General features: G+C 74.0%; 22 protein-coding genes and 1 pseudogene. 9 read left to right on the plus strand and 14 right to left on the minus strand.

The features are described 5' to 3' along the window. Window positions 1-43 precede the first annotated feature (43 nt). From AC0VYN_RS15170 to AC0VYN_RS15225, 12 genes are all read right to left on the minus strand, one after another. Window positions 44-370 (minus strand): antibiotic biosynthesis monooxygenase family protein, encoded by a 327-nt coding sequence (locus AC0VYN_RS15170; protein ID WP_475536443.1) that lies wholly within the window; start codon window positions 368-370, stop codon window positions 44-46. A 25-nt stretch (window positions 371-395) separates the two neighbouring features. After that, the gene (locus tag AC0VYN_RS15175) at window positions 396-1,205 is read right to left on the minus strand and encodes an endo alpha-1,4 polygalactosaminidase (RefSeq protein ID WP_475536444.1); all 810 of its coding nucleotides are present in this window, start codon (window positions 1,203-1,205) and stop codon (window positions 396-398) included. Next, window positions 1,202-1,864, minus strand: coding sequence for a spherulation-specific family 4 protein (locus AC0VYN_RS15180; RefSeq protein WP_385473601.1), 663 nt, complete (start codon window positions 1,862-1,864; stop codon window positions 1,202-1,204). The genes AC0VYN_RS15175 and AC0VYN_RS15180 overlap by 4 nt, the downstream gene beginning before the upstream one ends. Continuing rightward, window positions 1,861-2,787, minus strand: coding sequence for an NAD-dependent epimerase/dehydratase family protein (locus AC0VYN_RS15185; protein WP_475536445.1), 927 nt, complete (start codon window positions 2,785-2,787; stop codon window positions 1,861-1,863). The genes AC0VYN_RS15180 and AC0VYN_RS15185 overlap by 4 nt, the downstream gene beginning before the upstream one ends. A 7-nt stretch (window positions 2,788-2,794) precedes the next feature. Then, window positions 2,795-3,508 carry a nucleotidyltransferase family protein gene (locus tag AC0VYN_RS15190; protein WP_475536446.1) on the minus strand — a complete coding sequence of 238 codons (714 nt, stop codon included), beginning with the start codon at window positions 3,506-3,508 and terminating at the stop codon, window positions 2,795-2,797. Window positions 3,509-3,540: 32 nt separating this feature from the next. After that, window positions 3,541-4,542, minus strand: coding sequence for an SDR family NAD(P)-dependent oxidoreductase (locus tag AC0VYN_RS15195; RefSeq protein WP_475536447.1), 1,002 nt, complete (start codon window positions 4,540-4,542; stop codon window positions 3,541-3,543). A gap of 100 nt (window positions 4,543-4,642) precedes the next feature. Then, entirely contained in the window at window positions 4,643-6,049 is a 1,407-nt protein-coding gene (locus tag AC0VYN_RS15200; RefSeq protein ID WP_475536448.1) for a hypothetical protein, read from the minus strand. Continuing rightward, entirely contained in the window at window positions 6,046-7,569 is a 1,524-nt protein-coding gene (gene pelF / locus AC0VYN_RS15205; protein WP_475536449.1) for a GT4 family glycosyltransferase PelF, read from the minus strand. Before pelF ends, AC0VYN_RS15200 begins: the two co-directional genes overlap by 4 nt. Before the next feature lie 54 nt (window positions 7,570-7,623). Continuing rightward, window positions 7,624-9,762: a hypothetical protein gene (locus AC0VYN_RS15210; protein WP_475536450.1), complete on the minus strand. Its 2,139-nt coding sequence runs from the start codon at window positions 9,760-9,762 to the stop codon at window positions 7,624-7,626. A 448-nt stretch (window positions 9,763-10,210) separates the two neighbouring features. Next, the gene (locus tag AC0VYN_RS15215) at window positions 10,211-10,738 is read right to left on the minus strand and encodes a hypothetical protein (protein WP_475536451.1); all 528 of its coding nucleotides are present in this window, start codon (window positions 10,736-10,738) and stop codon (window positions 10,211-10,213) included. A gap of 302 nt (window positions 10,739-11,040) precedes the next feature. Further along, on the minus strand, window positions 11,041-13,584 hold the full coding sequence (locus tag AC0VYN_RS15220; RefSeq protein WP_475536452.1) for a discoidin domain-containing protein: 2,544 nt from the start codon (window positions 13,582-13,584) through the stop codon (window positions 11,041-11,043). Between the two features lie 201 nt (window positions 13,585-13,785). Continuing rightward, window positions 13,786-14,406 (minus strand): TetR/AcrR family transcriptional regulator, encoded by a 621-nt coding sequence (locus tag AC0VYN_RS15225; protein WP_475536453.1) that lies wholly within the window; start codon window positions 14,404-14,406, stop codon window positions 13,786-13,788. Window positions 14,407-14,537: 131 nt separating this feature from the next. Between AC0VYN_RS15225 and AC0VYN_RS15230 the strand changes: the two genes are divergently transcribed. From AC0VYN_RS15230 to AC0VYN_RS15250, 5 genes and pseudogenes are all read left to right on the plus strand, one after another. Further along, window positions 14,538-15,602: an aldo/keto reductase gene (locus AC0VYN_RS15230; RefSeq protein WP_475536454.1), complete on the plus strand. Its 1,065-nt coding sequence runs from the start codon at window positions 14,538-14,540 to the stop codon at window positions 15,600-15,602. Window positions 15,603-15,729: 127 nt separating this feature from the next. Beyond that, complete coding sequence (locus AC0VYN_RS15235) at window positions 15,730-16,164, plus strand: hypothetical protein (RefSeq protein WP_475536455.1); 435 nt, start codon at window positions 15,730-15,732, stop codon at window positions 16,162-16,164. Between the two features lie 81 nt (window positions 16,165-16,245). Next, the gene (locus tag AC0VYN_RS15240; RefSeq protein WP_475536456.1) at window positions 16,246-16,842 is read left to right on the plus strand and encodes an acyl-CoA dehydrogenase family protein; all 597 of its coding nucleotides are present in this window, start codon (window positions 16,246-16,248) and stop codon (window positions 16,840-16,842) included. Between the two features lie 185 nt (window positions 16,843-17,027). Next, a pseudogene (locus AC0VYN_RS15245) lies at window positions 17,028-17,264 on the plus strand (alkyl sulfatase dimerization domain-containing protein); the annotation flags it as partial. A gap of 58 nt (window positions 17,265-17,322) precedes the next feature. Next, the gene (locus AC0VYN_RS15250; protein ID WP_475536887.1) at window positions 17,323-17,673 is read left to right on the plus strand and encodes an alkyl sulfatase C-terminal domain-containing protein; all 351 of its coding nucleotides are present in this window, start codon (window positions 17,323-17,325) and stop codon (window positions 17,671-17,673) included. Between the two features lie 31 nt (window positions 17,674-17,704). Here AC0VYN_RS15250 and AC0VYN_RS15255 read toward each other — a convergent pair whose 3' ends face one another. After that, complete coding sequence (locus tag AC0VYN_RS15255) at window positions 17,705-20,341, minus strand: SpoIIE family protein phosphatase (RefSeq protein WP_475536457.1); 2,637 nt, start codon at window positions 20,339-20,341, stop codon at window positions 17,705-17,707. A gap of 325 nt (window positions 20,342-20,666) precedes the next feature. Here AC0VYN_RS15255 and AC0VYN_RS15260 point away from each other — a divergent pair, with 325 nt between their 5' ends. Together AC0VYN_RS15260 and AC0VYN_RS15265 are read left to right on the plus strand one after the other, a co-directional pair. Continuing rightward, the gene (locus AC0VYN_RS15260; RefSeq protein WP_475536458.1) at window positions 20,667-20,891 is read left to right on the plus strand and encodes a hypothetical protein; all 225 of its coding nucleotides are present in this window, start codon (window positions 20,667-20,669) and stop codon (window positions 20,889-20,891) included. A gap of 188 nt (window positions 20,892-21,079) precedes the next feature. Then, complete coding sequence (locus tag AC0VYN_RS15265) at window positions 21,080-21,463, plus strand: RICIN domain-containing protein (RefSeq protein ID WP_475536888.1); 384 nt, start codon at window positions 21,080-21,082, stop codon at window positions 21,461-21,463. A gap of 70 nt (window positions 21,464-21,533) precedes the next feature. On the opposite strand, the gene AC0VYN_RS15270 is transcribed toward AC0VYN_RS15265, so the two are convergent. Beyond that, window positions 21,534-22,268 carry a L,D-transpeptidase family protein gene (locus AC0VYN_RS15270; RefSeq protein WP_475536459.1) on the minus strand — a complete coding sequence of 245 codons (735 nt, stop codon included), beginning with the start codon at window positions 22,266-22,268 and terminating at the stop codon, window positions 21,534-21,536. Between the two features lie 377 nt (window positions 22,269-22,645). Here AC0VYN_RS15270 and AC0VYN_RS15275 point away from each other — a divergent pair, with 377 nt between their 5' ends. Continuing rightward, complete coding sequence (locus AC0VYN_RS15275) at window positions 22,646-22,849, plus strand: cold-shock protein (protein ID WP_028964611.1); 204 nt, start codon at window positions 22,646-22,648, stop codon at window positions 22,847-22,849. 276 nt (window positions 22,850-23,125) lie between these two features. Continuing rightward, complete coding sequence (locus tag AC0VYN_RS15280) at window positions 23,126-25,954, plus strand: SpoIIE family protein phosphatase (RefSeq protein ID WP_475536460.1); 2,829 nt, start codon at window positions 23,126-23,128, stop codon at window positions 25,952-25,954. The last annotated feature ends 47 nt before the right edge of the window (window positions 25,955-26,001 follow it).

Raw genomic sequence — 26,001 nt, forward strand, 5'->3', positions numbered from 1 at the left:
CGGCACCCACGGCCGAATCCGGTCGCGGGCGCCGGCGCCGCGGTCACGCGCCCTTCGGAGCCGCCTGCTGCACCACCTCGAACGACCACAGGGTGGAGCCGCTCGCCGCCGGCCGGGGACGCTCGCCGCCCTCCGTGCCGCCCTGGTGCGCCGTCTTCATGGGGCCCTCCATCCAGGCCTGGAAGGACGCCTCGTCGCGCCACCGCGTGTAGACGAGGTAGGTGTCGGTGCCCTCGACGGGGCGCAGGAGCTCGAACCACTCGAAGCCGTCGGAGTTCTCCACGGCGTGGGCACGCGAGGCGAAGCGCTTCTCCAGCGTCTCGCGCTGCTCGGCCGGCACGGTCAGTACGTTGATCTTGACTACGCTCATGGCTCCATCCTGCCGCACCCCGTGGTCAGCAGGCCCGGCGCCAGACCCCGAGCTCCGGTTTCTTCAGCATCGAGGACAGCCCCAGTCGGCGCGACTGCGGGCAGAAGCGGCCGGTCGGCTCGGCGTACTCGACGTGGAAGACCGCCTTGCCGGCCTCGATGAACGGCGTGAGCCGCTCGCACTCGCCGTACTGCGCGCACTCCTCGTTGACCGCGAAGTCGAAGTCGTGCACCAGCTGCGGGATCTGCGACAGGTCGTTCTTCAGGCCGACGGACAGGCCCCGCTCGTGGGCGATCTCCGCGATCATGCGGTTGTACGCGAGCTGGTCCCGCGCGGTGAGCGGGAAACCGGTCTCGTTGCCGAAGCCCTCCACAAGATCGGGCTCCACCGCGTCGAACCCCTTGTCCCGGCACATGTCGAACCGCCGCTCCATGATCGGCCGGAGCACCCGGACGCGGCGGATGTCCAGCCACCGCTCGCCCTGCCAGCCGTTGGGCGCGCCCAGCACAGCCCGGGGGAAGTCGTCCCTGTCCGGGCGGAAGCTCTCCCAGGCGCCCACGTTGACGTAGCAGATCACCTTGCGGCCGGCGCGGTGGAGCCGGGCGACGTCCGCCGCGTCGTTCTCGAAGCCGTCGATGTCGTAGACCGGTACGTCGGCCGAGGGATCCACCCTGCCGTCGAGCTGCCACTGCCAGGCCAGCCCGGGGCGCGGCTGCCACCGTTCCCCACGGGGCGCGGGCGCCGGCCCGCGGTCCTCGCCGCCCCCGCCGCCCGCACAGCCGGCCACCACCGCGAGGAGCAGGGCCGTCAGCAGCGCGGCCGGCCCCCGCCTCATCGCCGTGCCCCGGTCAGTACGGGCGTCAGGCGGGCCCACGGGTTGGGCGGCTCGCCCGTCACGGGCCCGCTGACCGCGGCGCCCCGCTCGCGGGCGGTGCGCACGGCGAGCGGGGCGAGGGCCTCGGGCACGCCGTACACCAGGTGGCAGAACCGCTCGGGCGGGTGCCGGCGAGTCCAGTCGGGCCGGCTGAACGCCGACACGTAGGTGGACCAGGGGCCCTCGAAGGTGACGACCAGGTCGGCGAGCCGGGCGTAGCCGGGCGCCGGATGGACCCCCGGGTTCAGCACGACGCACGTCGTGCCCTGCCGCCGCAGCACGCGCACCAGTGCCTTGTGGGCGGGCAGTTCGCTCCTCGCGGCACTCACCCGGTCCAGGAAGCACCCGTCGGCCGCGTACCACTCCCGGTGCCGCCGGGCGTCCTCGACGACCTCGGCCGCGGGACGGGTGCCGTAGTCCGTGTCGACGTAGCCGAGCAGCCGGGCGCCCGCGGCGCGCAGCGCCCCAGCCGCCGCGGTGAACGCCGGGTCGGGCGCCTCGCCCGGCCCGTCCGCCGGGTTCAGGACGACGCCGTACGTGCGGTCGGCCGCCGTGATCAGGCGGTGCCAGGCGCCCGGGTCCTCGGCGGGGTGGACGTACAGCGGGATCAGCAGGCTCACGACGGGACGTCACTTTCGGCGCGGAGGGACGGTGCCGGTGAGCCGCCCGACCACAGCGCGGACAGGGAGTCACCGAGGGTGTACGACGGTTCCCAGCCGAGCGCGGCCCGCGCGGCGGAGATGTCGGAGCACTGCCAGGACACCTGCCCGGAACGGACGGACCCGGCACCCTGCTCCACGATCCGCCCGCGGAAACCGGCCCGCCGCGCCAGCAGCCGCACCAGTTCGCGCACCGGCACGGCGTCCCCGCCGCCGACGTTGAGCACCCCGGGCAACGGGCCGGTCGCGGTCACCGCCCGTTCGGCCGCCCCCGCGACGTCGCGGACGTCGACGAAGTCCCGGTACGCCGACAGGTCGCCGAGCCGGAGCACCGCGTCCGGGCCCGGGCCCGCCTCGCGCAGCAGCGCGGCGACCCGGCCGGGCAGACCGGTCGGCGGGGCGCCGGGCCCCACCGGGTTGCCGACCCGCAGGACCACCGCGTCCAGGCCGGACGCGCCGACCGTGACCGTCCCCGCCAGCTTGGTGGCCCCGTAGGCGGTGAGGGGGCGGGTGGGCGCCGACTCCGGCACCTTGACGTGCGGCGCGCCCGGCCCGTACTCGGCGGCCGAGCCGAGATGGACCAGGCGGGCCGCGGGGCGCGCCCGGCGCAGCGCCTCGCACAGGACGGCGGGGCCACGGGCGTTGAGCTCGGCGAGCGTCACCGCGTCGCCGCCGGTGGCGCCCGCGCAGTTCACGACGGCGTCGGGAGCCGCCGACGCCAGGGTCCGGGCGAGCCGGTCGACCGGGTCGGTGGCGAGGTCGACCGGCACGTCGGCGGCCGGCGAGCGGCCGGCGCCGAGGACCCGCGTGCCCGGCAGGGCACGGAGCCGCTCTGCGACATGGGCGCCCAGATAGCCGGTGAAGCCCACAACGAGGATGCGCATGCGGTGCTCAGGCTCCCTTGAGCAGCAGGGACTTGCGGCTGGTGAACTCCGCGTTGGCGCGGTCGTAGTCATCCGGGCGGCCGATGTCGAGCCAGTAGCCGTCGAACTCGTAGGCGTGCGGCGGGTCGCCGGCCCGCAACAGGTCCAGCACCAGCTCGTCGAAGCCCAGGGGCAGGCCTGGCGTGTAGCCGTCGAGGGTCGACCGGGACAGCCCGTACACGCCCATGGAGACGCGGTAGTCCATGCTGGGCTTCTCGGTGAACGCGACGACCTTGCTGGCGTCGGTGGTCAGTACCCCGAAGTCGATGTGCACCTTGCGGGCGTACGTGGCGATCGTCAGCGGGGCACCGGAGGCCTCGTGCCGGCGCAGCACGTCGGCGTAGTCGAGATCGGTGAGGATGTCGCCGTTCATCACCAGGAAGTTCTCCGGCAGGCGCTCGCGCATCGTCAGCAGCGGCCCCATCGTGCCCAGCGGGCTCTCCTCCGTGGAGTAGTCCACGGTCAGGCCCCACTGGGAGCCGTCGCCGACATAGGCGCGGATGATCTCACCGAGGTGGCCTATGGCGATCGTGCAGCCGGTGAACCCGGCGGAGGCGAGCTGCCGCAGGACGATCTCGAGGATGGCGTGCTGGTCGCCGATGGGCACGAGCGGCTTGGGCAGCGCTGTGGTGTAGGGCCGTAGCCGGACGCCCTTGCCCCCGGCCAGGATCACTGCGTGCATGAGGTCTCCCCTCGTCAACGTGCCGGTCGTGGTCAGATGTTGTAGATGCCGGTCTTGTAGCGGGCCAGGTTGGCCGGGTGGCGGAAGAACTCCACCGTGCGCGCGAGCCCCTGCTCCAGGTCGTGCGCCGGCCCCCAGCCGGTCGCCTCCCGCAGCCGGCTCGCGTCCGCGACCAGGCGCATCACCTCGGAGTTCGCGGGACGCAGTCGCTGGGCGTCCTCCCGCACGTCGAGCGCGCTGTCCATCACCTTGCCGATCAGCGCCACCAGGTCGCCGACCGAGATCTCGCCGCCGGTGCCGGCGTTGAAGGTACGGCCCACGACCCGCTCGGCGGGCGCGGTGCCCACCGCGAGGAACGCCTGCGCGGTGTCCTTGACGAAGGTGAAGTCCCGGGTGGGACGCAGGTCCCCGAGGGTGATGGTCCGTTCCCCGGCCGCCACCTGGCCGATGACGGTGGGGATCACCGCCCGCATGGACTGCCGGGGCCCGTAGGTGTTGAAGGGCCGCAGCGTCACCACGGGGGTGTCGAAGCTCGCGTGGTAGCTGTCGGCCAGCCGGTCCCCGCCCGCCTTCGACGCGGCGTACGGCGACTGGGTGTTGATCGGGTGGTCCTCCGTGATCGGGACGGTCCGCGCGGTGCCGTACGTCTCGCTGGTGGACGTGTGCACCAGCCGGGGCGTGCCCGCGGCGCGCACCGCCTCCAGCACGTTCAGGGTGCCGGTGACATTGGTGTCCACATAGCTGTGCGGTGCCCGGTAGGAGTAGGGGATCGCGATGAGCGCGGCCAGGTGGTACACGCAGTCGGCGCCCTCCACCAGGTGCCGGACGGAGCCCGGGTCCCGGACGTCGCCGAGGACGATTTCGACCTGGTCGAGGACGTCGGGGGCGAGGGTCTCCAGCCAGCCGTAGCTGGAGAAGGAGTTGTACTGCGCCATGGCCCTCACCCGGTGTCCGGAGGCCACGAGCGCCTCGGTGAGGTGGGAGCCGATGAATCCCTCGGCTCCGGTGACGGCGGCGAGCGGTGTGGCGGTCACGCGGGGTCCTTCCGGTAGGTGGGCGGGGCAGGTCGACGGGTCGGTGATGCGGGGCGGGCGGTCCTGGAGGGACCCGGGCCCCGCGCCGGGCGGGGACGTGTCAGGCATGGGCGGCCGGCCGGCCCAGCAGCCGCAGCGCGCACCCGGTGAGACAGAGCGCGGCGGTACCGCAGCCCAGGGACAGGGCCGCCGTGCCGGGCGGGCCGCCGTACAGGGCGACGGCACCGGCGCCCGCGGCCGTCGCGAGACAGAGGGCGGCAGGCGGCCAGGCCACGCCGAAGGCCTGGAGGAGCAGCGAGGACCACAGGACCACCGCGAGCAGCGCCGTCGCCACCGGGTCGGCGTCCACCAGCAGGGCCGCCGGCACCAGCGGCCCGGCGTACATCAGCAGGCAGCCGGCCAGGACGGCGGCCGAACGCAGCCGGAACGCCGCCGGGGTGGCGGTGGCCCGCAGTGCCGCCACCGACAGACCGCGGTAGCGGTACAGCAGCCACTCCGCCGGGCCCATGCTCACGGTCAGCACCACCACCGCCCACGGCTGCTCCCGGCCCGCCAGGAACACCAGCACCCCGGCGGCCAGCCCGAACAGGCCGTACGGCAGCGACCGCCACGGCCGCGGACGCACGGCGCCCGTCACGGGCGCGGCCGTCAGGGTGCCGCGCAGTGCCCAGCCGGCCGCCGCGACCGCGCCGCACAGCGACAGCGACGGCAGGCCCGCCCGCAGCAGGCTCCCGGGCTCCCACCAGGGCAGCACCGCCGCTCCGGCGACCACCGGAACCAGTGCGGCCAGCAGCAGCCGCTCCCGGCCCAGCACCAGCAGCACACCGGCCGCGGCGAGATACGCCGACTGGACCGTCACGGCCGCGACCGCCGCGCCGGAACCGGCGAGCGCGGCCCCCGCGGAGGCCGCGGCGACGGCACCCAGCGGCGCCCCCTTCAGCAGGGTGCCGCCGGCCTCCCGGCGGCCGGTGGCCAGGCGCAGGTACGCCCGGTGGCCCAGCGCCTGGTTCCAGGCCCAGGACACCAGCCCCGCCACCACCAGCGCCGTCACCGTGCCGCCGTGCGGCAGCAGGCGCCCGGCGAGCGCGTAGCCGAGGCCGGGCAGCGCGAACAGGGCACCGCGCAGCGCACAGCGCACGTGGTCGGGCCGCCAGGGGTCGGCGGGCCGCGGCGGCTGCGGAAAGGTGCGCGGTACGCGCTCGTACAACGCCGTGGCCAGCGAGAAGATGTCGCGGTGCCCGTACCGTTCCTCGATGACCTCGCCGGTCAGTCCCTCGGACTCGAGCAGCGCGGCCACCTCGTAGGGGTGGACGGCCGGGGCGATGCGGTCCGCGAGGTCGGCGGCCAGCCGGTCCACTGCCGCGCTCCGCACACCGTGACCGGGCCGTACCAGGGCCAGCGTGTGGTGGTCGGACCCGCCCGGTGCGGGCGTACGGGGGACGGCGAGGCGCAGCGCCAGCGTGTCCTGCTCCGCGCCACCGGGCTCCAGCGCCATGGGGCCGCTCATCCGGTCGCACTCCTCACCGGTGCCGCGCCCACCGCGGAGAGGGGCACGTCGTCGGCCGCCGCGGGCGTGGCCGCGGAGCCGAACGCCGACAGTTCCAGGTAGATGGACCGGAAGGTGTCGATGGTCTGCCGGAGCGTGAACTGCTCGATCACCCGCAGCCGGGCCGCCTCGCCCATCGCCCGGCGCCGCTCCGCGTCACCCAGCAGTTCCAGTGCCGCGGCGGCCATGGCGGCCGGGTCGCGCGGTGGTACGACGAGACCGGTGTCGCCGACGGCCTCCCGGACGCCGCCGACGTCCGTGGAGACGGTCGCCCGGCCGCAGGACATGGCCTCGATCAGGGTGAAGGGGAAGCCCTCGCTGATGCTGGACAGCATCACCACGTTCCCGGCGGCGTACGCGTCCTTGATGTCCTCGACCCGGCCCTCGAAGGTGACGGCGTCCCCGTGACCGAGCTCCGCCGCCAGCGCCTCGCAGCGCTCCCGGTAGGCCTCGCCGCCGCGCGGGGTGCCGCCGAACAGCCGCAGCCGCGCCGCGGGCTCCGCCTCCCGCACCAGCGCGAACGCGCGGATCAGGGTCTCCAGATCCTTGATCGGGTCGACCCGGCCCGCCCAGCTGAGCACGGGCTCCGCAGGTTCCCGACCGGCGGGCGGGAACGCGGCCGGATCCACGCCGTTGTAGACCGTGCGTATGGACTCCGGGGCGGCACCGCCCTGTTCCTCCCACAGCCGGTTGTAGCGGTTGCCCGGGGTGATCAGGGCGGCCCGGCGGTACGTCTCCTCGGCCAGCAGCCGGAAGAAGCCCAGCACCAGTGCCTTCACCGGCCAGCGGTAGGGGACGGTGCGGTAGCCGAGGTAGCGCTCGCGCAGATAGACCCCGTGCTCCGTCAGCAGCAGCGGTACGCCGTGCCGGTCCAGCGCGGCCAGCCCCGGCAGCACCGCGACGCCGCCGCTGACCGCGTGCGCCACGCCCCGCTCGGGGACCGGGGCGGCCAGCGGGCGCAGGGCGTGCTCCAGCAGGGCGGTCGCGGTCACCGCGTCGTGCAGGGTGGGCCGGGCCTCGCGCACCGCGAGGCCCGGCCGGTTCCAGACGGCGGTCAGGACGGCGATCGCCCGGTCGTCGCGCAGGAACGGACTCAGCCGGCCGTCCGCGGCGGCCCGCGCCAGCCGGTACAGCGCGGGCCCGAACCCGTCCTCGGCCCGCGGATCGAGCAGCGCGGTCACGAACCGCTCGTAGGCCGCCTCGAGCCGGTTGCGCTCACGCCCGCGCGGGAGACGACCCTGCGGGGCGGGCCCCCACATGGGGACGGAGACGACCCGGCCGACATGCCCGGGGACGTCCCAGACGACCGGCTCGCGTCCGGTGCCGGTGACGGCGACGACGTCGAAGTCCAGGTCGGGCATGCCGGTGACGAGCTGGTCGCACCAGACGCTCACTCCGCCGTGACTGTGCGGATAGGTGCCTTCGGTGAGCAGGGTGACGCGCGGCGCGCCGGGGCGCCGCGCGCCGTGGGGAAGGTGCATTCGAGCTCCACGGCCGTGAAGTGGGGTGGTGGGACCTGCGGTGGCGGTGGGCGCTCAGTGCTCCGTGCCGTAGGGCACCGGTTCGCTCACGCCGGCCGGTACGCGGGTGCGCGGAGCGGCCGGCGTCGTGGTGGCCGTGTCGCCGGTGCCGGCGGCCGCCTGGGGAGCGGTGGCCGACGACGGCAGGGTGAGGGAGAGGGCGGTCCCGGCCGGGAGCGTCGTCCAGCCGGACACCGCCCCGGCGTAGGCGTCGCCGAAACCGGTGCCCCCGCGCCGGGTGCCGGCGGGCATGGTCGCCGTGACCGCGACACCACCGGGCGCCTGGACGGTGACGGTGTCACCGACGCGGTACGCGGTGACCTGACCGGCGTCGACCGCGGCGCGCCAGGCCGCCCGGCGCCGGAGTTCCACGCCGATGTCCGCCATGCGCAGGTTCACCACGGGGGTGTTGTCGGCGAACAGCCCGGCGTAGCCATCGAGGACCCCGTCGAGGACGGGGTAGGCGATGCGGTCCTCGGCCAGGTTCGACTGGTGGATGAAGTGCGGCTTGGGGTCGTTGGCGAGGACGTGGCCGAGTGCGATGCGCGTCTCCAGCGGCACGATGTGGCCGGCGTAGCCGGTGGCGGTGTCCAGGGGCGCGGGCAGGCACGTGGACGTGGCCGGGTTGTCCTCGCAGATGCCGCTGCCGCCCTGGGCGCGGCTGGTGTAGATCCAGTTGTACTCGTCGACCTGCTCGGCCGCCCGCCCGGCGTTGTAGAAGACGTTCATCGGGTAGCGGGAGACCGTGGTGGCGCTGCCGACCCGGCGCTGGACGGGGTCGCGGGAGTTGTCCGAACCGAGCCAGGCGATGCCGTTGTCCGTGAGGGCGGGGCCCAGGTTCGGGTTGTCGACCGGCTGTTGCGGGGTCACCTTCAGGCCCGAGTGCTCACCGGTCACCAACTCGTCGTTGTCCAGAGGCAGTCCGGCGGCCTGGCCCCAGACGCGGTTGGTGGCGATCTCGTCCGAGATCTCGTTGCGGGAGACCCACCGGGTGCTGCCGTCGGCGTTCGTGGCGCACTTCCACGGCACGACGCCGACGTCCTGGACGCAGCCGAGGAAGGCGTGCGTGTACGTGTGGTTGACCCAGCGGAACCGGCCGCGGTCGGCGATCAGCTTGTCGGCGAGCGGGTCGGCGCCGTTGTTGTCCTGGCGGTGGTCGACGCTGCCGGAGCCGTTGTAGGCCAGGTCGAGGGTGAGGTTCCTGCTGTTCTGCCAGGCGGTGGCGTGGTCGACGTCGGCGGGGACCATGCGGATCGGGTTGGGCGTCCCCTCGCCGGGCGCGCAGTCCACGTCGCCGGGCGTGCAGTTGAGCACGGTGTCCCAGCGGTCGTCGGCCGCGAACACGTCGTCGACGTGCACCGCGAAGTAGTTGCGGTCGGCGCCCAGGTGGATCCCGCCGGTCATCCACTCCACGATGCCCCGGGCCAGCAGCCGGAACTGCTGCTGGTACTGGTTGTAGACGAAGGTGACGACCAGTTCGCGCCGCCCGTCGTGCCGGTATTCGCCCACCAGCGAGCCCTTCGTCGGCCGCCCGGGGATCGCCGCCTGGACGTAGGGGACGAAGTCCGCGCCGGCCGCGGGCGTCGACAGGTAGGCGTAGGACTCGCCCACGGTGGGGGAGTTGTCCTCGAACGGGACGGCCCCGTCCAGGTAGCCGAAGGGACCGGCCAGGCCGGCCTGCGTGACCTCGGCGCGTACGCCGTCCAGGCTGCCGGCGTAGCCCGTGCCGACCGCGTACTGGAGCCCGACCTCGGGACGCGCGTAGGTGTACGCGTCGACCTGCGGGATCCCGTAGGCCTTCTCGTAGGCCACCAGGGCCGACATCTCGGCGGAGTTCGCCGGGAAGGGGTTGTCGTTGGGCAGGACGACGGCCTGGAACCTGGCGCGGGGACGGCCGTCCACCGTGTCCGCCAGGAAGCCGGCGTCGATCGAGGGCCGGTTCGCGGCCCCGAGATCGACCTTCGTGTACGGCGTTCCCGCGGTCTCCAGCTCGGCGGCGATGGCGTCGGTGGCCGGTCCTCCGTCGCTCACCACCAGCACGCGCAGGTCGACACGCGGTGCCGAGGCGTCCGCCCGGGCCGTGCCCGCCGGCAGGGCGAGCGAGGCTATCAGTGCGCCGACTGTGAGCGCTGTGGTGCGAATGGTCCGCTTCATGCGGTGAGATTCCCTCCCCCGGGCAGGGGTGGGCCGCCCCTCTCGGAGCCCCCACCCCATGACAACGCCGTCGCTCCCCTGAGACGCCGGTCGTCAACGCATCCGTCGCGTCACATAGTGAGGTCTGTGTGGAGTTTTTGTGTGCCTGCTGCGGAACTTGACGGAAAAGCGCATGTGTCCATTCGGTCCCGGCCGGGACGGCGCCCGGTGTGGATCGATAGGCGCAGCGTGCGGGGCCGGGCCCGTCACCAGGCCCGTGTACTGCTGTGAAACGGAATCCGGCGGCCGCGGAACATCGCGTTCCGTCGATTCGCGGTGTCAGAGGTCTCTACCAATGGCCCCTCGGGCCCAGGTGTCGGATCAGGTCACGCGTGATCCGGAGGCCGGCGGCGGGCGGCCCTTCGTGGGCGGCCCGCCGCCGGGCTTCAGTGGGCGGGAGGAGGTGCGGTCAGGCGCACAGGACTCGGGTCTCCGGCGTGTAGGCCGGCCCGCCGTTGACGCTCGTGCTGTCGCTGAACTCGACGTAGTAGTACGAGTAGAAGCCGATGTTGCCGTTGCACCCGGAGTCGGCGGCGACCTGCAGCGTCAGTGTGACGGTGCGGCTCTGGCCGGGCGGGATGGTGGCGCCGTAGTTGGTGCCCAGGTTGGCGGGCCCGGTCCCGCTGCACGGGACGGCTCCGTTGTCCGACGCCAGACTGCAACCGGTGAAGCTGTACTTGAGGTCGGGGCGCTGGGTGGTCAGCCAGGTCGGGTCGATCGTCTGGTAGACGAACCAGATGTCGTAGGTCTTGTTGTTCTTGATGGTCATCGACAGGTTCACCGTGCCGCCCGGCTGCGTGGTCGCCGCGTCGGTGCTGAACGTCAGCTCGGCCGGGGCCGGGTCGGCGGCGCTCGCGGAGGGCGCCAGGCCGAACAGGGCGAGGGCGAGGGCGATGATCGTGGCGAGACCGAAGCGTCTCGTTCGTGTGGATCGCATGGCCCGGGAGACTAGGCACGGCCCCCGCGCACCGTCTGCACCGCCGGGAACAGCGGGAACGCGGCTCGGCTGGAAGTGTGCGTGTCGTGAAGGAGATGTGACGGAACCGTCACAACCCGTGTCGGACGGCGTTCCCGCACGACAGCGCCGTACGGGCGCCGGTCCCGCCGGGAACCGCGCCCGGCCGCCCGGCAGCGCCGGCGTACCGGCGGCAATGGCGGATTCCGCGTGCCCGCCGCCGGCGGCCCGTGCGCCCGGATACACCGTCCCCCGGGCGCACGAGCACGCGGTTCACCCGTCCGTCACGGGAACTGGGTGACCTTGGACGGCACCGTGTCCGTCCCCGACGTGGGCGCGCCGGTGTCGTTGATCACGTGCGCGTACTGGCCCTTGCCGCCCAGGGAGATCACCATCAGGTGGCGCATCCTGATGCCCGGCCGGACCGGCACCTGGAACCCGTGGTGCTGGACGATCGTGTCGTCCGCGGTGAAGTTGCAGTAACTGCCGAGCGCCACCGCGTCGTGCTGGTTCACCGAGTCGGCGACCTTGTAGGCGGCGTAGCCGACGATGCCGTCGTGGGTGATGGCGGCCTCGTTCGGGGCGTCGTACGCCTTCTCGTTCTGGAAGAAGATCGTGCGGCCGCGCTCTCCGCTCCAGTACACGTCGTACTTGTTGAAGTGCTCCACGAACAGTCCGGTGGCGAGGACGTCGTCGCCGTTGACGCGCAGTCCGTAGTCGGCCCGGTTGGTCTCCCAGCCGACGCCCTGACCGTGGTCGGCGCGCCAGATCCAGGTGTGGTCGACGATCACGTCGTCGCTGTCGATCACGACGGAGTCGGTGGCAAGGCCCGGGCCCGCGCCGCCGACCCGGACGAACACGTCCTGCATGGTGGTGGGGTTGGCGGAGTGGTCCGCGTTGCCGCCCGGCGTCCCGATCCGAAGCAGCGCGTCGGACCTCACCGGACCGGCGTCGATCAGGAAGCCGGCGAGCCGCACACCGTCGACGTCGGCGACGTGCAGGGCGTCGCCGCCGCCGTCCGGGACGATGGTGGCGAGCCCGAGTCCCAGGACGACCGTGTTCGCCCGGTTCACCTCGATGGTCCGGTCGAGGTGGTAGACACCGGGCGTGAACAGCAGGTTGAGCCCCTGGGCGAGGGCGGCGTTGATGGTCGCGGCCGTCGCGCCGGGCTTGACGACGTAGAACTGGCTGAGGGGCAGGGACGTGCCGCCTGTGTTGGCGGGCCAGGACACACCGCGGGCGTTGGTGCGCTTGGCGGGCACGAACACCTTGTAGGCGTCGCCGTCCAGGTAGAGGAACGGCTTCTCGCGCGACACCGGCGTGGTGTCGAGCGTGGTGTACGGACCTGTCTCGAAGTTGCTCGCCGGTGCGCCCTCGACGCCGGTGAAGGTCATGTTCCAGACGCCGTTGGTCCAGCCGCCGACCGAGCTGTCCCGGGTGTACCACTGCTGCTGCGAGTAGGGACCGACCGTGCCGTCGATCCTCGAGTCGGCGATGTATCCGCCGGAGGCCCATCCGTAGCCGTTGGGGGCGAGGTTGAGGCCGCCCTTGACGTGGATGCGGCGGAACGGGGCGGCCTGGGCGACCGCCCAGCGGTCGGTGCCGTTGGACGGCGTGATGGCGAGGTTCTCCGCCGAACGCCAGAAGTTCTGGGTGGCGTTGCCGTTGAACCAGCCCGCGTCCACGGTGATGTCGCCGTTGATCTGCGTGTCGTCCGGGTTGAGGCCGAGTCCGGAGACGGAGGTGTAGAAGCCGAGCTGGGCGTTGATGCCGTTGTAGGTGCCCGGCTTCATCAGGAACTGGTAGCGCCCGCTGCCGAACTGGTTCGACTCCTGCTGGGCGAAGACCTGGTCGAACTTCTGCTGGAGGTTCGGGGTGGAGGGGTCCACGACGATGACGTTCGGTCCCAGGTCGCCGCCGCCCTCGACCGGGGGCGTGCCGGTCGTGCCGGTGTGGACGGCGACCTCCCACAGCGAGTAGCCGTAGCCGGTCGCGCGGACCGTGCCCTGGACGCGGACGTAGCGGCCCGAGCCGCTGACGTCGTAGGAGGCCTTGCCCCCGGTGCCTCCCGTCACGCTCTTGAGCGTGTGCCAGTTCTGCCCGTCCGGGGATGCCTCGATCCGGAACTCCCGGGCGTAGGCGGCCTCCCAGTTCAGGTCCACCTTGCACAGGTCGCGTACCGACCCCAGGTCGACCTGGACCCACTGCGGGTCGGACGCCCGGCTGGACCAGCGGGTGCCGGCGTCACCGTCGAAGGCGGCGGACGCCGGGGTCCCGGCGTTCTCCACGGAGGAGGCGGTGGCCGGCCTGCCGCGGGCGGCGTTGTCGGTGCCGCAGGAACCGGGCGCGGTGCCCCCGGTGGTGCCGAAGACCTGGAACTCCCACAGGGAGTAGCCCCACGGGGTGGCCCGGTGTACGCCCTGCATCCGGACGTAGCGGCCCTGCCCCGAGACGTCCAGGGTGTCGGTGCCGCCGTCGCCGCCGGTCACCGTCCTCACGTCGGTCCAGGTGCCGCCGTCCGGGGAGAGCTGGATCCGGTAGTCCTTGCCGTACGCGGCCTCCCAGTCGAGGACGACCCGGGTGACGGAGGCCGTGGCGCCGAGGTCGACCTGGAGCCACTGGTCGTCGCTCGCGGCCGACGACCACCGCGTGGCCGTGTCGCCGTCGACGGCGTTGCCGGGGACCGTCCCGGCGTTCTCGGTGGAGGAGGCCGTGACCGTGCGGCCCTGGGACAGAGGGGTGTCGGCCGCGGATGCCGTCACCGGTGCGGGGAGGGTGACGAGCGCCGCCGTGGCGACGAGCGCGACACCCAGGGATCTGAGTCTCATGCGGGGAGCTTTCTGCGGGTGCGGACAGGGAGGGGGACCGGCCTTCCCGGCCGGCTGCCGGGAGCGGCGGCCGAGACGAACGGCTGCGCAGTACCGCTTAGTTCAAGCTGTGATTTAAGTGGTGAGGCATCGATCGGGCAAGGCTTTGGACGAGAGAAAAAGCCCGCGGGTGCCACGGCCGCCCCGCGGGCGGGTCCCCTCTCAGGGTCCGGTCGGCGCGAAGACTCCCGCCCGTGCCGCCGCCACCGCGGCCTCCGCGGCACGGTCCGCCGCCGCCTCGTCGAGCGGCTCGCCGGTGGTCAGCAGGCGGTAGTACAGGGGGGCGGAGACGGCACGCATCACTTCGTGCGTGTCGGTCCCCTCGGGCAGCTCACCGCGCTCGACGGCCTGCCGGACGCAGGGCTCCCACTCGGCGACGCGGATGTCGTAGAAGCGGCGGAGGGCGGCCGCCGCCTGCGCGTCACAGGTCGCGGCGGCGATCATCGCCTTGAACAGCGCGCCCTGCCGCGCGTCGGCCAGGGTGCGCTGCACGAGCCGGGCGTTGGCGCGCAGATCGTCGGGCAGGCTGCCCGTCTCCGTGCGGGGGAGGGACTGCTCGGCCATGTCCGTGAGCAGGTCGGCGACCAGGTTGGCCGGGGTGCCCCAGCGGCGGTAGACGGTGGTCCGGCCGACCTCGGCGCGCCGGGCCACGTCCGCCAGGTCCAGGCCGGCCAGCCCGTGCTCGGCCAGTGCGTCACCGGCGGCCCGCAGTACCGCGGCCCGCACCCGGGCCGTGCGGCCACCCGGGCGGACCGTGCCCGGCTCCACGCTGTCGGACGTCATAACGGGACTCCGGTTCCATTAGGTGCTCGTGCGGTGTTAGCCTGTGGACATCTTAACGGAATGTACGTCCCGTTAAGTGGTTGCCGTCTCGTCGCTCGGCCGACGGGGCGGCCGGACGAGGGGATGCGGTTGTGGAATACAGGAGACTGGGCGCGTCCGGGCTCATGGTCCCGGCGCTGAGCTTCGGCGCCGGCACCTTCGGCGGGCGCGGAGAGCTCTTCGGGGCGTGGGGCGACACGGACGAGGCGCAGGCGCGCCGGCTGGTCGACATCTGCCTGGAGGCGGGGGTGACCATGTTCGACACCGCCGACGTCTACTCCGGCGGAGCGTCGGAGGAAGTGCTCGGTGCCGCCGTCAAGGGACGCCGGGACCAGGTGCTCCTCTCGACGAAGGCCGGCCTCCCGACCGGCGACGGACCGGCGGACGCGGGCACCTCGCGGGCGCGGCTGATCAAGGCGGTGGACCTGGCCCTGCGCCGGCTGGGCACGGACTACATCGACCTCTTCCAGCTGCACGCCTACGACGCCCGGACCCCCGTGCACGAGGTGCTGTCCACCCTCGACGATCTCGTGCGGGCCGGGAAGATCCGGTACACCGGCGTGTCCAACTTCAGTGGCTGGCAGCTGATGAAGTCGCTGGCCGACGCCGACCGGCACGGCTACCAGCGGTACGCGGCGCATCAGGTCTACTACTCCCTCGTCGGCCGGGACTACGAGTGGGAGCTCATGCCGCTGGGGCTCGACCAGGGGGTCGGAGCCGTCGTCTGGAGCCCTCTGGGCTGGGGGCGGCTGACGGGCCGGATCCGCCGCGGCCGGCCGCTTCCCGCGGGCAGCCGGCTCCACGCCACGGCCGACTACGGCCCGCCCGTCGCCGACGACCACCTCTACCGGGTGGTGGACGCCCTCGACGCCGTGGCCGAGGAGACGGGCCGGACGGTCCCCCAGATCGCCATCAACTGGCTGCTGCGGCGCCCGACCGTCTCCTCGGTCCTCGTCGGCGCGCGCAACGAGGAGCAGCTCCGGCAGAACCTGGGGGCCGTCGGCTGGTCCCTGACCGAGGATCAGGTGGCCCGCCTCGACGCCGCGAGCGCCAAGGACGCCCCCTACCCCTACTTCCCCTACGAGCGGCAGGAGGGATTCGCCCGCCTCAACCCCCATCCGCTGGGGAGGGTTGACGCCGCGTCGGCCCACGGCTGAGGCGGCGTACCGGGAGCGCCGCCTCGGAATTGTCAGTGCCCTGTTGAAGAATGCGGGCACAAGCGAGATCAACACCGGCCGGACCGGGTAGGCGGTCTCGAGTCACTGACTGGAAAGGCCACAGCCGATGCCGCCCACCGCCCTGCTCCCGCAGACCGCCGACTCCCGCGCGACCGGCCGCCCCGCCCAGCTCGCTGCCGTCCCTCCCCTCGCGGCAGTGCCCGCCCAGGGGCGCCGGCGGCCCCGCCCGGGCGGCCCCCTCAGCCCCGCGGAGTCCGACGTCCTGCGCATCGTCTCCGACGCGCGCACCCCCGTGTTCGTCACCGTCCGGGAGGGCGGGCGCCGCAGGTACAGCTACTGGCGGCCGCTGGACTCCACGACGGGCAAGGGCGGGTGCTACGTCGCACTGCCGACCGCCGAGTGCGACGCGCTGCACGCCGCCGGCCGCATCACGCTCGGCGACCCCGTGACCGACCCGGCCCGGACGACCTACCGGGTCAGCGCCGCCCGCACCCCGCTCGCGCCCGTCCGCGCGCTGCGGCCCCGGGTGCGCGCGGCCTGACGCACCCGGAAAGGTCACCGGCCGGCCACCGCCTCGACGGGGTCGCCGCCGTTCTTCAACAGGGCCCGCGCCCCGTCCTGCGTGCGGACGCGCTGCCGCCTGTGCCTGTGCGTGTGCCTGCGCGCCTGTGCCTGCGCCTGGGCCTGCGCCTGGGCCTGCGCCTGTGTTCTTCCGCGCCCCTGCCGGGTCTCCGCCGCCAACCTGCTGGGCGAGGAGGGCAAGGGCCTGCGCATCGCGCTGGGCCGCGTGACCGTCAACCGCCTCCTGCACTGCCCGTCGGCCGTCGGCGCCGCCCGCCGCGCCCTCCAACTCTCCCGGGACCGCGCCCTCGCCCGCACCGTGAACGGCAAGCCCCTGCTCGCCCTCCAGGCCACCCAGCACAAGCTCGCCGACATGGCCGCCGGCCTGTACGCGGCACGCGCCATGACCTACGCCGCGCTGGCCGCCCTCGACCGCGACGAGGACGTGCGGACCGAGGCGTTCATGTGCAAGCTCTTCGTGGCCGAGTCTGCCTTCCGGCTCCTCGACGAGGCGGTGCAGATCCACGGCAAGGAGAGGCTCACCCAGGGCAACGAGATCGAGTACCTCTTCCGCAGACTGCGCATGTTCCGGGTGCTGACCGGCACCTCGGAGATCCAGCGCAACGGCATCGCCAAGGGACTGGCGACCCTGGCCTGACCCACCCCGCCCGCCGACCGTCCCGTACCCCGACCAGAGGAGGACCGCATGCCCGGCACCACGCCCGCCCCGTCCACCGACCGGCCGACGACGACCAGGACCTCGCCGACGCCGACCGCGGATTCGTCGCCCGACTGCCGCCGGGCGTGGTGCGGGACGCGGCCGACCGCACGGTCTGGGACGCGGACGCCTACGCCTACCTCCACGACCAGTGCGTGCGCCTCATCAACGCCGGACACACCGGCGCCGAGATCGCGGAGGAACTGCGCTTCCCGCCCGCGCTGGAGGCACGCGCGCACATCGGCGGCCACTACGGCTCCCTCAGCCACAACGCCAAGGCCGTCTCCCAGCGCTACATGGGCTGGTTCGACGGCAACCCGGCGCACCTGTGGCAGCACCCGCCCCGCGAAGCCGCCGCCCGGCCGCGGCGCGTCGTCGGGCATCACCGCCGCGCTGACCGTCGAGCAGATCTTCCAGTCCCTGGCCGTCCGCATCGACGGCCTCCGCGCCGCCGCGGCCGGACGGCTCCTGCTGCGCTGGGAGATCACCGGTGACGATCCCGCGCCGGGCGCCTCCGCCGAGGTGTGGTCACTGCTGCTGTCCAACGGCGCCCTCGCCCCGATGCCCGGCGACGCCCCGCGCGGCGAGGCGCCGCACCTCACCCTGCGCCTGACCCGCGCCACCCTCGACGCGGTCGTCGGCCGCGCCACCACGTTCCCCGAGGCCGTCAAGGCCGGGAGGATCACCACGGACGGCGACCTCACCGCCCTGACCACCCTGGCCGGCCTCATGGAGCGTCCCGACCCCCGCTTCGCCGTCGTCACGCCGTGATCGACCCACCCGCGCTCCCGGCATCCCCGGATCAGGCGGGCGGGACGGGACGGACGGCGAGGACCGCGATGTCGTCGGCACTGTCGGCGCCCAGCCCGATCAGCAACTCGTCGCAGAACGTGTCGAGGGGCTCGCGGGCCAGGGCGGCGGCGTGCCGGCTCAGCCGGTCCAGGGCGACGTCGAGGACCTCGTCGCGGCGCTCGACCAGACCGTCGGTGTACAGCAGCAGCGTCGAGTGGGCCGGCAGCGCGTCGGACGCCGTCCGGCGGGCCGCGTCCGCATCCATGCCGAGGAGCAGGCCCGCGCCCTGTTCGAGGTAGCGGGTCCCGCCGTCCCTGGTGGTGAGCAGGGGCGGCAGATGACCGGCGGAGGAGTGGTGCAGCTCCCAGGGGCCCTCGGCGGGGCCCTTGACGATGCCGTAGAGGCAGGTGGCGGTGGCCTCCCGGTGGAGGCTGTGGTTCGCCAGGTCCAGCCGGTGCAGCACCTCCGCGGGCGGTTCCCGGCGGTCCACGGCGATGCCCCGGAGCATGCTCCGCAGCTGGCTCATGGCGATGGCCGCGTCCAGGTTGTGCCCCGTGACGTCGCCGATGACCACGGCGGTGTCCCCGCTGGGCACGACGAAGCTCTCGTACCAGTCACCGCCGACCTGCGCGGTGGTGGAGGAGGCGGCGTAGCGGGCGGCCAGCTGCAGATGCCCGACGTCCGGCAGCACGGGCAGCAGGGAGAGCTGCAGCCGTTCGGCGATGCTGCGGGTCTGCTGGTACAGCCGGACGTTGTCCACGCCCAGGGCCAGGCTGTGCACCAGGTCGTCGACGAGGGGCAGGTCCTCCTCGGTGAACGGCGGGGCGCCGCCGGTCCGGGTGACCGTCAGCGCGCCGAAGATGTCCCGGCGGGCCCGCATCGGGGCGACGACGGCACTGCCCGCACCGAGCCGCCGGAACAGGTCGGCGTAGTCCCGGTCGAGTTCGCTCACGGCCTGCCCGGGGGTCGGGGGCCCGGTGAGCAGCAGGGGTCCCGCCCCGCGCAGCGCCCGGGCCAGCGGGCCGCGCGAGACCTCGGAGACCGGCGGCAGCCGGCCCTCGTACGCCTCGGGACGCAGCCCGCGCGCGTCCCGGTGGACGACACAGACCCGGTCCACCAGGGCGTGCTCGGTGAACAGGTCCACCGCGCACCAGTCGGCCAGCCGCCGCGTGAGCAGCCCGCCGACGCGCCGCAGGCCCTCGTCCAGGTCCAGGGTGTTGCTGAGTTCGGCCGCCGTGTCGGCCAGCAGGGACAGCCGGTCCATCGCTGTCATGGCGTGACCGGCGGCGCCCTGCGGCGGCCGGGCGCGTGGAGGAGCGGCCGGCGAGCGGTCTCTGCCGGGGTCCGGCAGCGGGGCGCGCCGGTCCCTGTGCATCCGCCCCGGCGAGTCGAGCGACGTCGTGGCCCGCGGGGAGAGCTGGCCCACGAAGACGGTGCGGCCGTCGGCCGTCTCCTGCGTCTGGATGTAGAGCCGGACCGGAAGCAGCCGGCCGTCGCGGTGCAGCGCGGGAAGCGGCACGGACCGGCCCACGATGCGGGTGCGTCCGGTGAGCAGCATGGACGTGAAGGCCGCGGTGTGCCGCTCGCGCAGGTGCTCGGGGATGAGGGTGGTCAGCTTGCGTCCGACCAGATCGTCCGGGCTCCAGCCGAGCAGGTCGGCTGCCGGCCCGTTCGCCGCGATGATGCGGTTGGTCTCGTCGGCGGCGATGGTCGGGAGCCGGCCGGCCCGCACGTGGGAGACGTCCCACGGCAGCAGGTCCGAGGAGGTGACCTCCGGCTCGCGGGGGAGCACGGTCCACGCGGTCGGCCGGTCCCCGGCGAGCTGACCGGCGATCTCGTCGAACAGCCAGTCCTGGAAGGCGCGTCCGCGCGGCAGCGCGGGCAGGGTCAGCAGCCGCTCCCCCCGGGCCGCCTCCTCGGCCGTCTCGAGCACGCGGCGCAGTGTGCGGACCGCCGGTGCCGCGTCGGCCGGGAGTGCCAGGGACACGGAGCGCAGGTCCGCGTCGGCGACCGGCTGGGCGGGGGCAGCCGTCAGACCGGCGCTGATCACGTTGTTGGTGTCGTGGGCGGTGGCGAGGTCGCGCGGCCGCACGTCGAGGTGGTCCCCGGCGGACGCGGCCAGGATCAGCTCGCGCAGCAGGGCGTGCCGGTACTGCTGCGCCGCCGAGCACAGGGCGCTGGGCACGTCGACCAGGGTCACCGTCCCGTGCGGGTCCGGCGGGGCGGCGGCCTCCCAACCGGGCGACGGCGGCGGCGGACCGCCGTGCCACAGCTCGAACCACACGGTCTTGTCCGCGTCACCGGTGTCGGCCCCGTACCGCGACGCCAACTGCTCGACCAGCGCCAGTCCGTGCCCCGTGCCGGCGTACGGCGGTGAGTGGCGCGGTACGGGACCACGAAGGGGCCGGCGGTCGCCGACCGCCACGCGTACCCGGCCGTCGTGCACGCGGACCTCCACCTTGATCCCGGTGCCGGCGTGCAGCACCGCGTTGGTGACCAGCTCACCGGTGAGGAACTGGGCGGTGTCGCTCAGGTCCGGCGCGACGCTCTCGAGCGCCGCGCGCACGAACCCTCGAGCCGCCGCCGCGCTCCGCGGCTCCCCGGAAAAGCGCTGTGACACCGCCTCCGGCGGATCGGGATGGTCCATGTCTCCAGTGTGTGCCCGCGCGGCCGGGAGCGCGGGACGCCGGGCGGCAGGGCCCCGGCCGGCGTCCCGCGGCCGTCCGCCGTCCGGGTGAGGGGCCGCGCGGTGGCCACGGGCGGCGGCACGGGGGCGGGTCTGGTGGGCGGCGGACCACTCCGATAGCTTTCTCGTGTGGCCCCGCGTTCTCCCCCGTGCGCGGGGCCACACCGACGGCCGGAGCCGCGTGACGGTCGACGTGCCCGGTGAGGCGGGACGCGGAACGGGCAGAATCCCTCACAACAGGCCGAGCGGCGACCACCGCCGCTCGCGGTGCGAGAGGGGTCGGTGCGTGGGTGAGCGGCAGGACCGGGAGTGGACCGCGATGACCCCGGGGGACTTCGACGTGGAAGCCCCGCTGCGGCTGAACGTGGGCACCGGTCCCACCACCGTTCCGGCCGAGCCGGACGAGTACGGCACGGCCCCCCTGTTCGGGGACACGGCACCCGAGCGGACCACCCCGCGCCGCGACCGGCCGCGCACCAGGCCGTCCGGCGCGCAGGAACGCCTGTTCTGACCGAGCGCGGCCCGGAAGCCGCACCGGCGGGCACCGGCCGCCGGAACTCGCCCGCGGCCCGGACGCTCGACGGCGCCCCCGAGCCGCGGCACCCGGACGTACACTCCCGCGCCGCCGGCCTTGACCCTCCCTCGCCGTGCCCTACCCGGCCGCCTCCGCCTCGCCGGCCAGCCGCTCGGCGAGGCGCCCTGGCCCGCACCGGCGGCGACGAACGGCTCGAGGCGCCCGGGGACAGCGAGGCCGGCCCGCTGCGGGTCGGCGCGGCCTCCACGTCGCCGTCGCAGAAGTGGAACGTGACCCGCGACGACGACGGCACCTACGAGCTGAAGAACGCCGGCAGCGGCCTCTGCACCGACGTGGCCGGCAGCTCGCAGGCCGCCGGAGCCGCGGTGGTCCAGTACACGTGCACCGGCACCGCCAACCAGCGGTGGACCGTCACCGCGCAGGACGGGACGCTCACCCCGACGGCACGGCACAGCGGGCAGTCCCTCACCGCCACCGCCGACGGCCTCGTCGTCCAGTCCACCGACGACGGCGGAGCCCGGCAGCGCTGGCGGGCCACGCCGAGCTGACCCGGCGCGCACCACCGGTCCCGCCACGGCACCCGTACCGGGCCGCGGCGGGACCGTGCCGCCGCGCCCGCTACCGCGCCAGTGCCGAGGCGGGCCCCATGACGACGACCGGCCTCAGGTCCGGGTCCAGGGCGCGCAGCAGCGCGACCAGGTGCTCCTCGTCCAGGGACACGCAGGCGTTGGTCGGCCCGCCGTGGTCCACGTGGATCCACACCCCGCCGCCCTTGTCCTCGCCCAGCGGCCGTGTCTTGTCCAGCGGGGTGGTGCCGGGCACCCGGTTGTAGTCGACGGCGATCACGTGGTCGAACGAGCCCTCCAGGTCCTCACCCAGGTGGCCGGTGCCCGAGAGGGCGAACTCGGGGTCCTGGTCGTAGGGGAGCCGGGTCCCCGGGTCGGGCAGCCGGCCCCCCGCGTCGCCGATCCGGAAGACGCCGACGGGCGTGCGCAGGTCGCCCGCGGTGTGGTCCTCCGTCCAGCCGAGCAGCCCGTTGTGGGCCGACCAGGGACCGGCCACGGCCTGCCAGCCCCGTGCGGGGTGCCGTTCGTAGAGCACCACCTGGGCCCGGTTGGAGTCCGGTGTCTCACCCCGGACCACCAGGGCCTGCCGGGTGGCGGCGGGCACGAGTGTTCGGACGGCGGGTCCCAGCCCGGGCAGCGGGCGGGCGGTCGGGCCCGCCGGGGCGGGGCGGGGGGACGCCGGTCGTGCGGGGGGCCCGTCGGGCGTCCGCGCGGAGCAGCCCGTTCCCAGCAGACCGGTGCACAACACCGCGCCGATCACCAGGGCCAGGGCTTTCCTGACGCTCATCTCAACCTCCGGTTCGGTAGGTGGGCACCTCATTGGTTGACCACCCGCGCGGCCGGGTCGTGCCGATGCCCCGGGTCTCGCCCGTATGGCGCACGGACGACGCCGTGCACGGGGAGTGACGGAAGAGGACACCGCGGCGTCCGCCGGACGGGGGCGTACCGGTGCGTGGAGCCCCGCGGGCGCAACACCGTTCGCTCTTGAGGCCCTTACTCACTGGTGGGGCGCGGACATGCCGTGTAGCGTCATCGTCAGATGTCGTGGTTCGACCCGACCGCCCGCACCGTGGTGCGGGCGGTCTGCTGTGCAGTGCCTTGGACCAGGACGACCACCTCCGGGTCCGCGCGGTGCGGATCCGATATCGGCTGAAAGGCAAAGGCATGGCCAGCGGTACCGTCAAGTGGTTCAACTCGGAAAAGGGCTTCGGCTTCATCGCGCAGGACGGCGGCGGCCCCGACGTCTTCGCGCACTACTCCAACATCAACGCCAGCGGGTACCGCGAGCTCCAGGAAGGCCAGGCCGTGACCTTCGACATCACCCAGGGCCAGAAGGGCCCGCAGGCGGAGAACATCACCCCCGCCTGACCGGGACGCGTTGAACCCACCACGGCGCCCGGAAGCCTCACGCTTCCGGGCGCCGTGCGCTGTGCCGGGCGGCCCGCGACGCACCGCGCCGTGAGGCCCGAGCGGGTACGGTTGACTCATTCGCGAGGAATGCGACGAGCATCCTGGAAAGCGACCCGGCAGGCGACCGCCGCGACGTCACCCGCTCCGCGCGGCGCGCGCCCCCGGCGGCTCCCCGGCCGTGAACCGGAGGCACCCCACCCAGGGCCGGACACTTGGGAGGGAGGAACACGGAGCGTGAGCGCACACCCCAGTCGCCCCCGGGCCCCGTCCCCCCGCCCCGCCGACGAGCGGCCTCCGCGCACCGCCACCGGCCGGCACCGGGAGTCCCGGCGGCGCGGTGACGGCTTCCGGCCGACGCGCCCCGGGGGACGGCTGCGATCCCTGTTCGACGTGCGCAGCGTCGCCGGCCAGGTCCTCCTGTTCCAGGTGATCGTCGTCGTCCTCACCGTGGCCGCCGCACTCCTGGCCCTCGTGCTCCAGTCCCGGAACGACAGCACCCAGGAGGCCCGGCACCGGTCCCTGGACATCGCCAGCACACTCGCGCACGCGCCCGGCACACAGGCCGCGATCACCGGATCCGACCCCACCGCGGTACTGCAGCCCGTCACCGAGAGGATCAGGCACGACACCGGCGTCGACCTCATCGTCGTGAAGTCGCGGGACGGGGTCCGCTTCACCCACCCCGACCCCGCCCGGATCGGCGAACTCGCCAGCGGTCCGTCCGCACCGCCGAACCGGCCCGAGACACGGACCGCCGAGACGAGCGTGGGGCTCTCGGTCGTCTCCACCGTCGCCGTGACCAAGGCCGACGGTACCGCCGTCGGAGCGGTGACGGTCGGCATCACGGTCCGCAAGGTGGCGGACATGGCGGCCGGGCAGCTGCCGATCCTCCTCGGCGCCACGGCCGGGGCACTGGTCGTGTGCGCGGGCGGCACGGCACTGGTGAGCCGCCGGCTGCTGCGCCAGACCCACGGCCTGGGCCCGGTGGAGATGACCCGCATGTACGACCACCACGACGCGGTGCTGCACGCGGTGCGCGAGGGCGTGCTGATCACGGGAGGCGACGGGCGGCTGCTGCTGGCCAACGACGAGGCGCGGCGCCTGCTCGACCTGCCGCCCGATCTCGACCGGCCGCGCATCACCGACCTGGGCCTGGACGCGGGCATCGCCGACCTGCTGACGTCGGACCGGACGGCCACCGACGAGGTGCACCTGACCGCCGACCGGTTGCTCGCGGTCAACAAGCGCCCCACGGCCCCCGACGGCGCGTACGCCGGGAGCGTGGTGTCGCTCAGGGACACCACCGAGCTGCGCGCCCTGACCGGGCGGGCCGAGGTGGCGCGCGAGCGCCTGACACTGCTCTACGACGCCGGGGTACGTGTCGGCTCCACCCTGGACGTGGAGCGCACCGCACGGGAGCTGGCCGAGGTGGCGGTGCCGCGCTTCGCCGACCTCGTCACCGTCGAACTGACCGAGGAGGTGCTGAGCGGCAGGGAGCCGGTGGCCATGGCCACCGACATGCGCCGTGCCGCCGTGAGCGGGAGCGGCACCGGACCGGTACCCCTGCCGGTGGGCCGTGCGGTCCGCTTCGCCGGCTCCACACCCCAGGCACGGTGCGTGGCGAGCGGCCGGGCGGTACTGGAGACGGACCTGAGCGCGGCCGAGGCGGGACTCGCGCCGGACGGCGGAGACACGGCGCCCTCGCCGGACCACGACGTCCACGCCCTGATCACGGTGCCGCTGCGTGCCCGCGGCGCCGTGCTCGGCGTGGTGAGCTTCTGGCGCGCGGGCCGGTCGAAGCCGTTCGACGAGGAGGACGTGCCGTTCGCCGAGGAACTGGCCGCCCGTGCCGCCGTCGCGCTCGACAACGCCCGCCGCTACGCCCGTGAGCACGCCATGGCGGTCACCCTGCAACGCAGCCTGCTGCCCCGTGACCTGCCGGAACCGAGCGCCCTGGAACTGGCCCACCGCTACCTGCCGGCCCAGGCGGGGGTGGGCGGCGACTGGTTCGACGTGATCGAGCTGTCCGGCGCCCGGGTGGCGCTGGTGGTCGGGGACGTGGTGGGACACGGGCTGCACGCGGCGGCCACCATGGGACGGCTGCGTACCGCGGTGCACAACTTCGCCACCCTCGATTTGGCCCCCGACGAACTGCTGGCCCGCCTGGACGACCTGGTCGCCCGGCTCGACCGGGAGCGGGCGGCCCAGGGGGAGGACGAGGGGCTCATCGGCGCCACCTGTCTCTACGTCGTCTACGACCCGGTCGCCGGCACCTGCTGTCCGGCCCGGGCGGGACACCCGCCCCTCGCCCTCGTCCTCCCGGACGGCACCGTGTCCTTCCCCGACCTGCCGGCCGGCCCGCCGCTGGGCCTGGGCGGCCTGCCCTTCGAGAGCACCGAGTTCCAGGTGCCCGAGGGAAGCCAGCTCGTCCTCTACACCGACGGGCTCGTCGAGGACCGCGACCGGGACCTGGACGTAGGCCTCGACATCCTGCGCGCCGCGCTGTCCCACCCCGACCGGACCCCCGAGCAGACCTGCCGCGCGGTGCTCCAGGCCCTCCCGCCGGACCAAGCGCGCGACGACATCGCGCTCCTGGTCGCCCGCACCCGGGTGCTCGACCCCGGGCAGGTCGCCGAATGGGACGTACCCCGCGACACCGCGGCCGTCTCCGCGGTCCGCGCCGACGTCGGCCGGCAGCTGGAGACCTGGGGCCTGGCGGAGGCCGGTTTCACCACCGAGCTCATCCTCAGCGAACTGGTCACCAACGCCATCCGCCACGGCAGCGCACCCATCAACGTCCGCCTGCTGCGCGACCGCGGTCTGATCTGTGAGGTGGCCGACGGCAGCAGCACCTCCCCGCACCTGCGCCACGCGGCCGCCACGGACGAGGGCGGCCGCGGCCTGTTCCTCGTCGCCCGGTACGCCGAACGCTGGGGAACCCGGTACACCCCCACGGGCAAGGTCATCTGGACCGAGCAGACGCTGGACCGCCGGGACGGCGGCCCCGGCGGGTTCTCCGACGACGCCGACCCGCTCGACCAGTGGTCCGACGTGACCTTGTGACGTCCGGCGGCCCGGCGCGCGGCGGTGCCTCCGGCCGGCGGGCGCCG

The organism is Streptomyces sp. 63XJN7_1_ISO-PGPR-S23-121 (assembly GCF_056173025.1).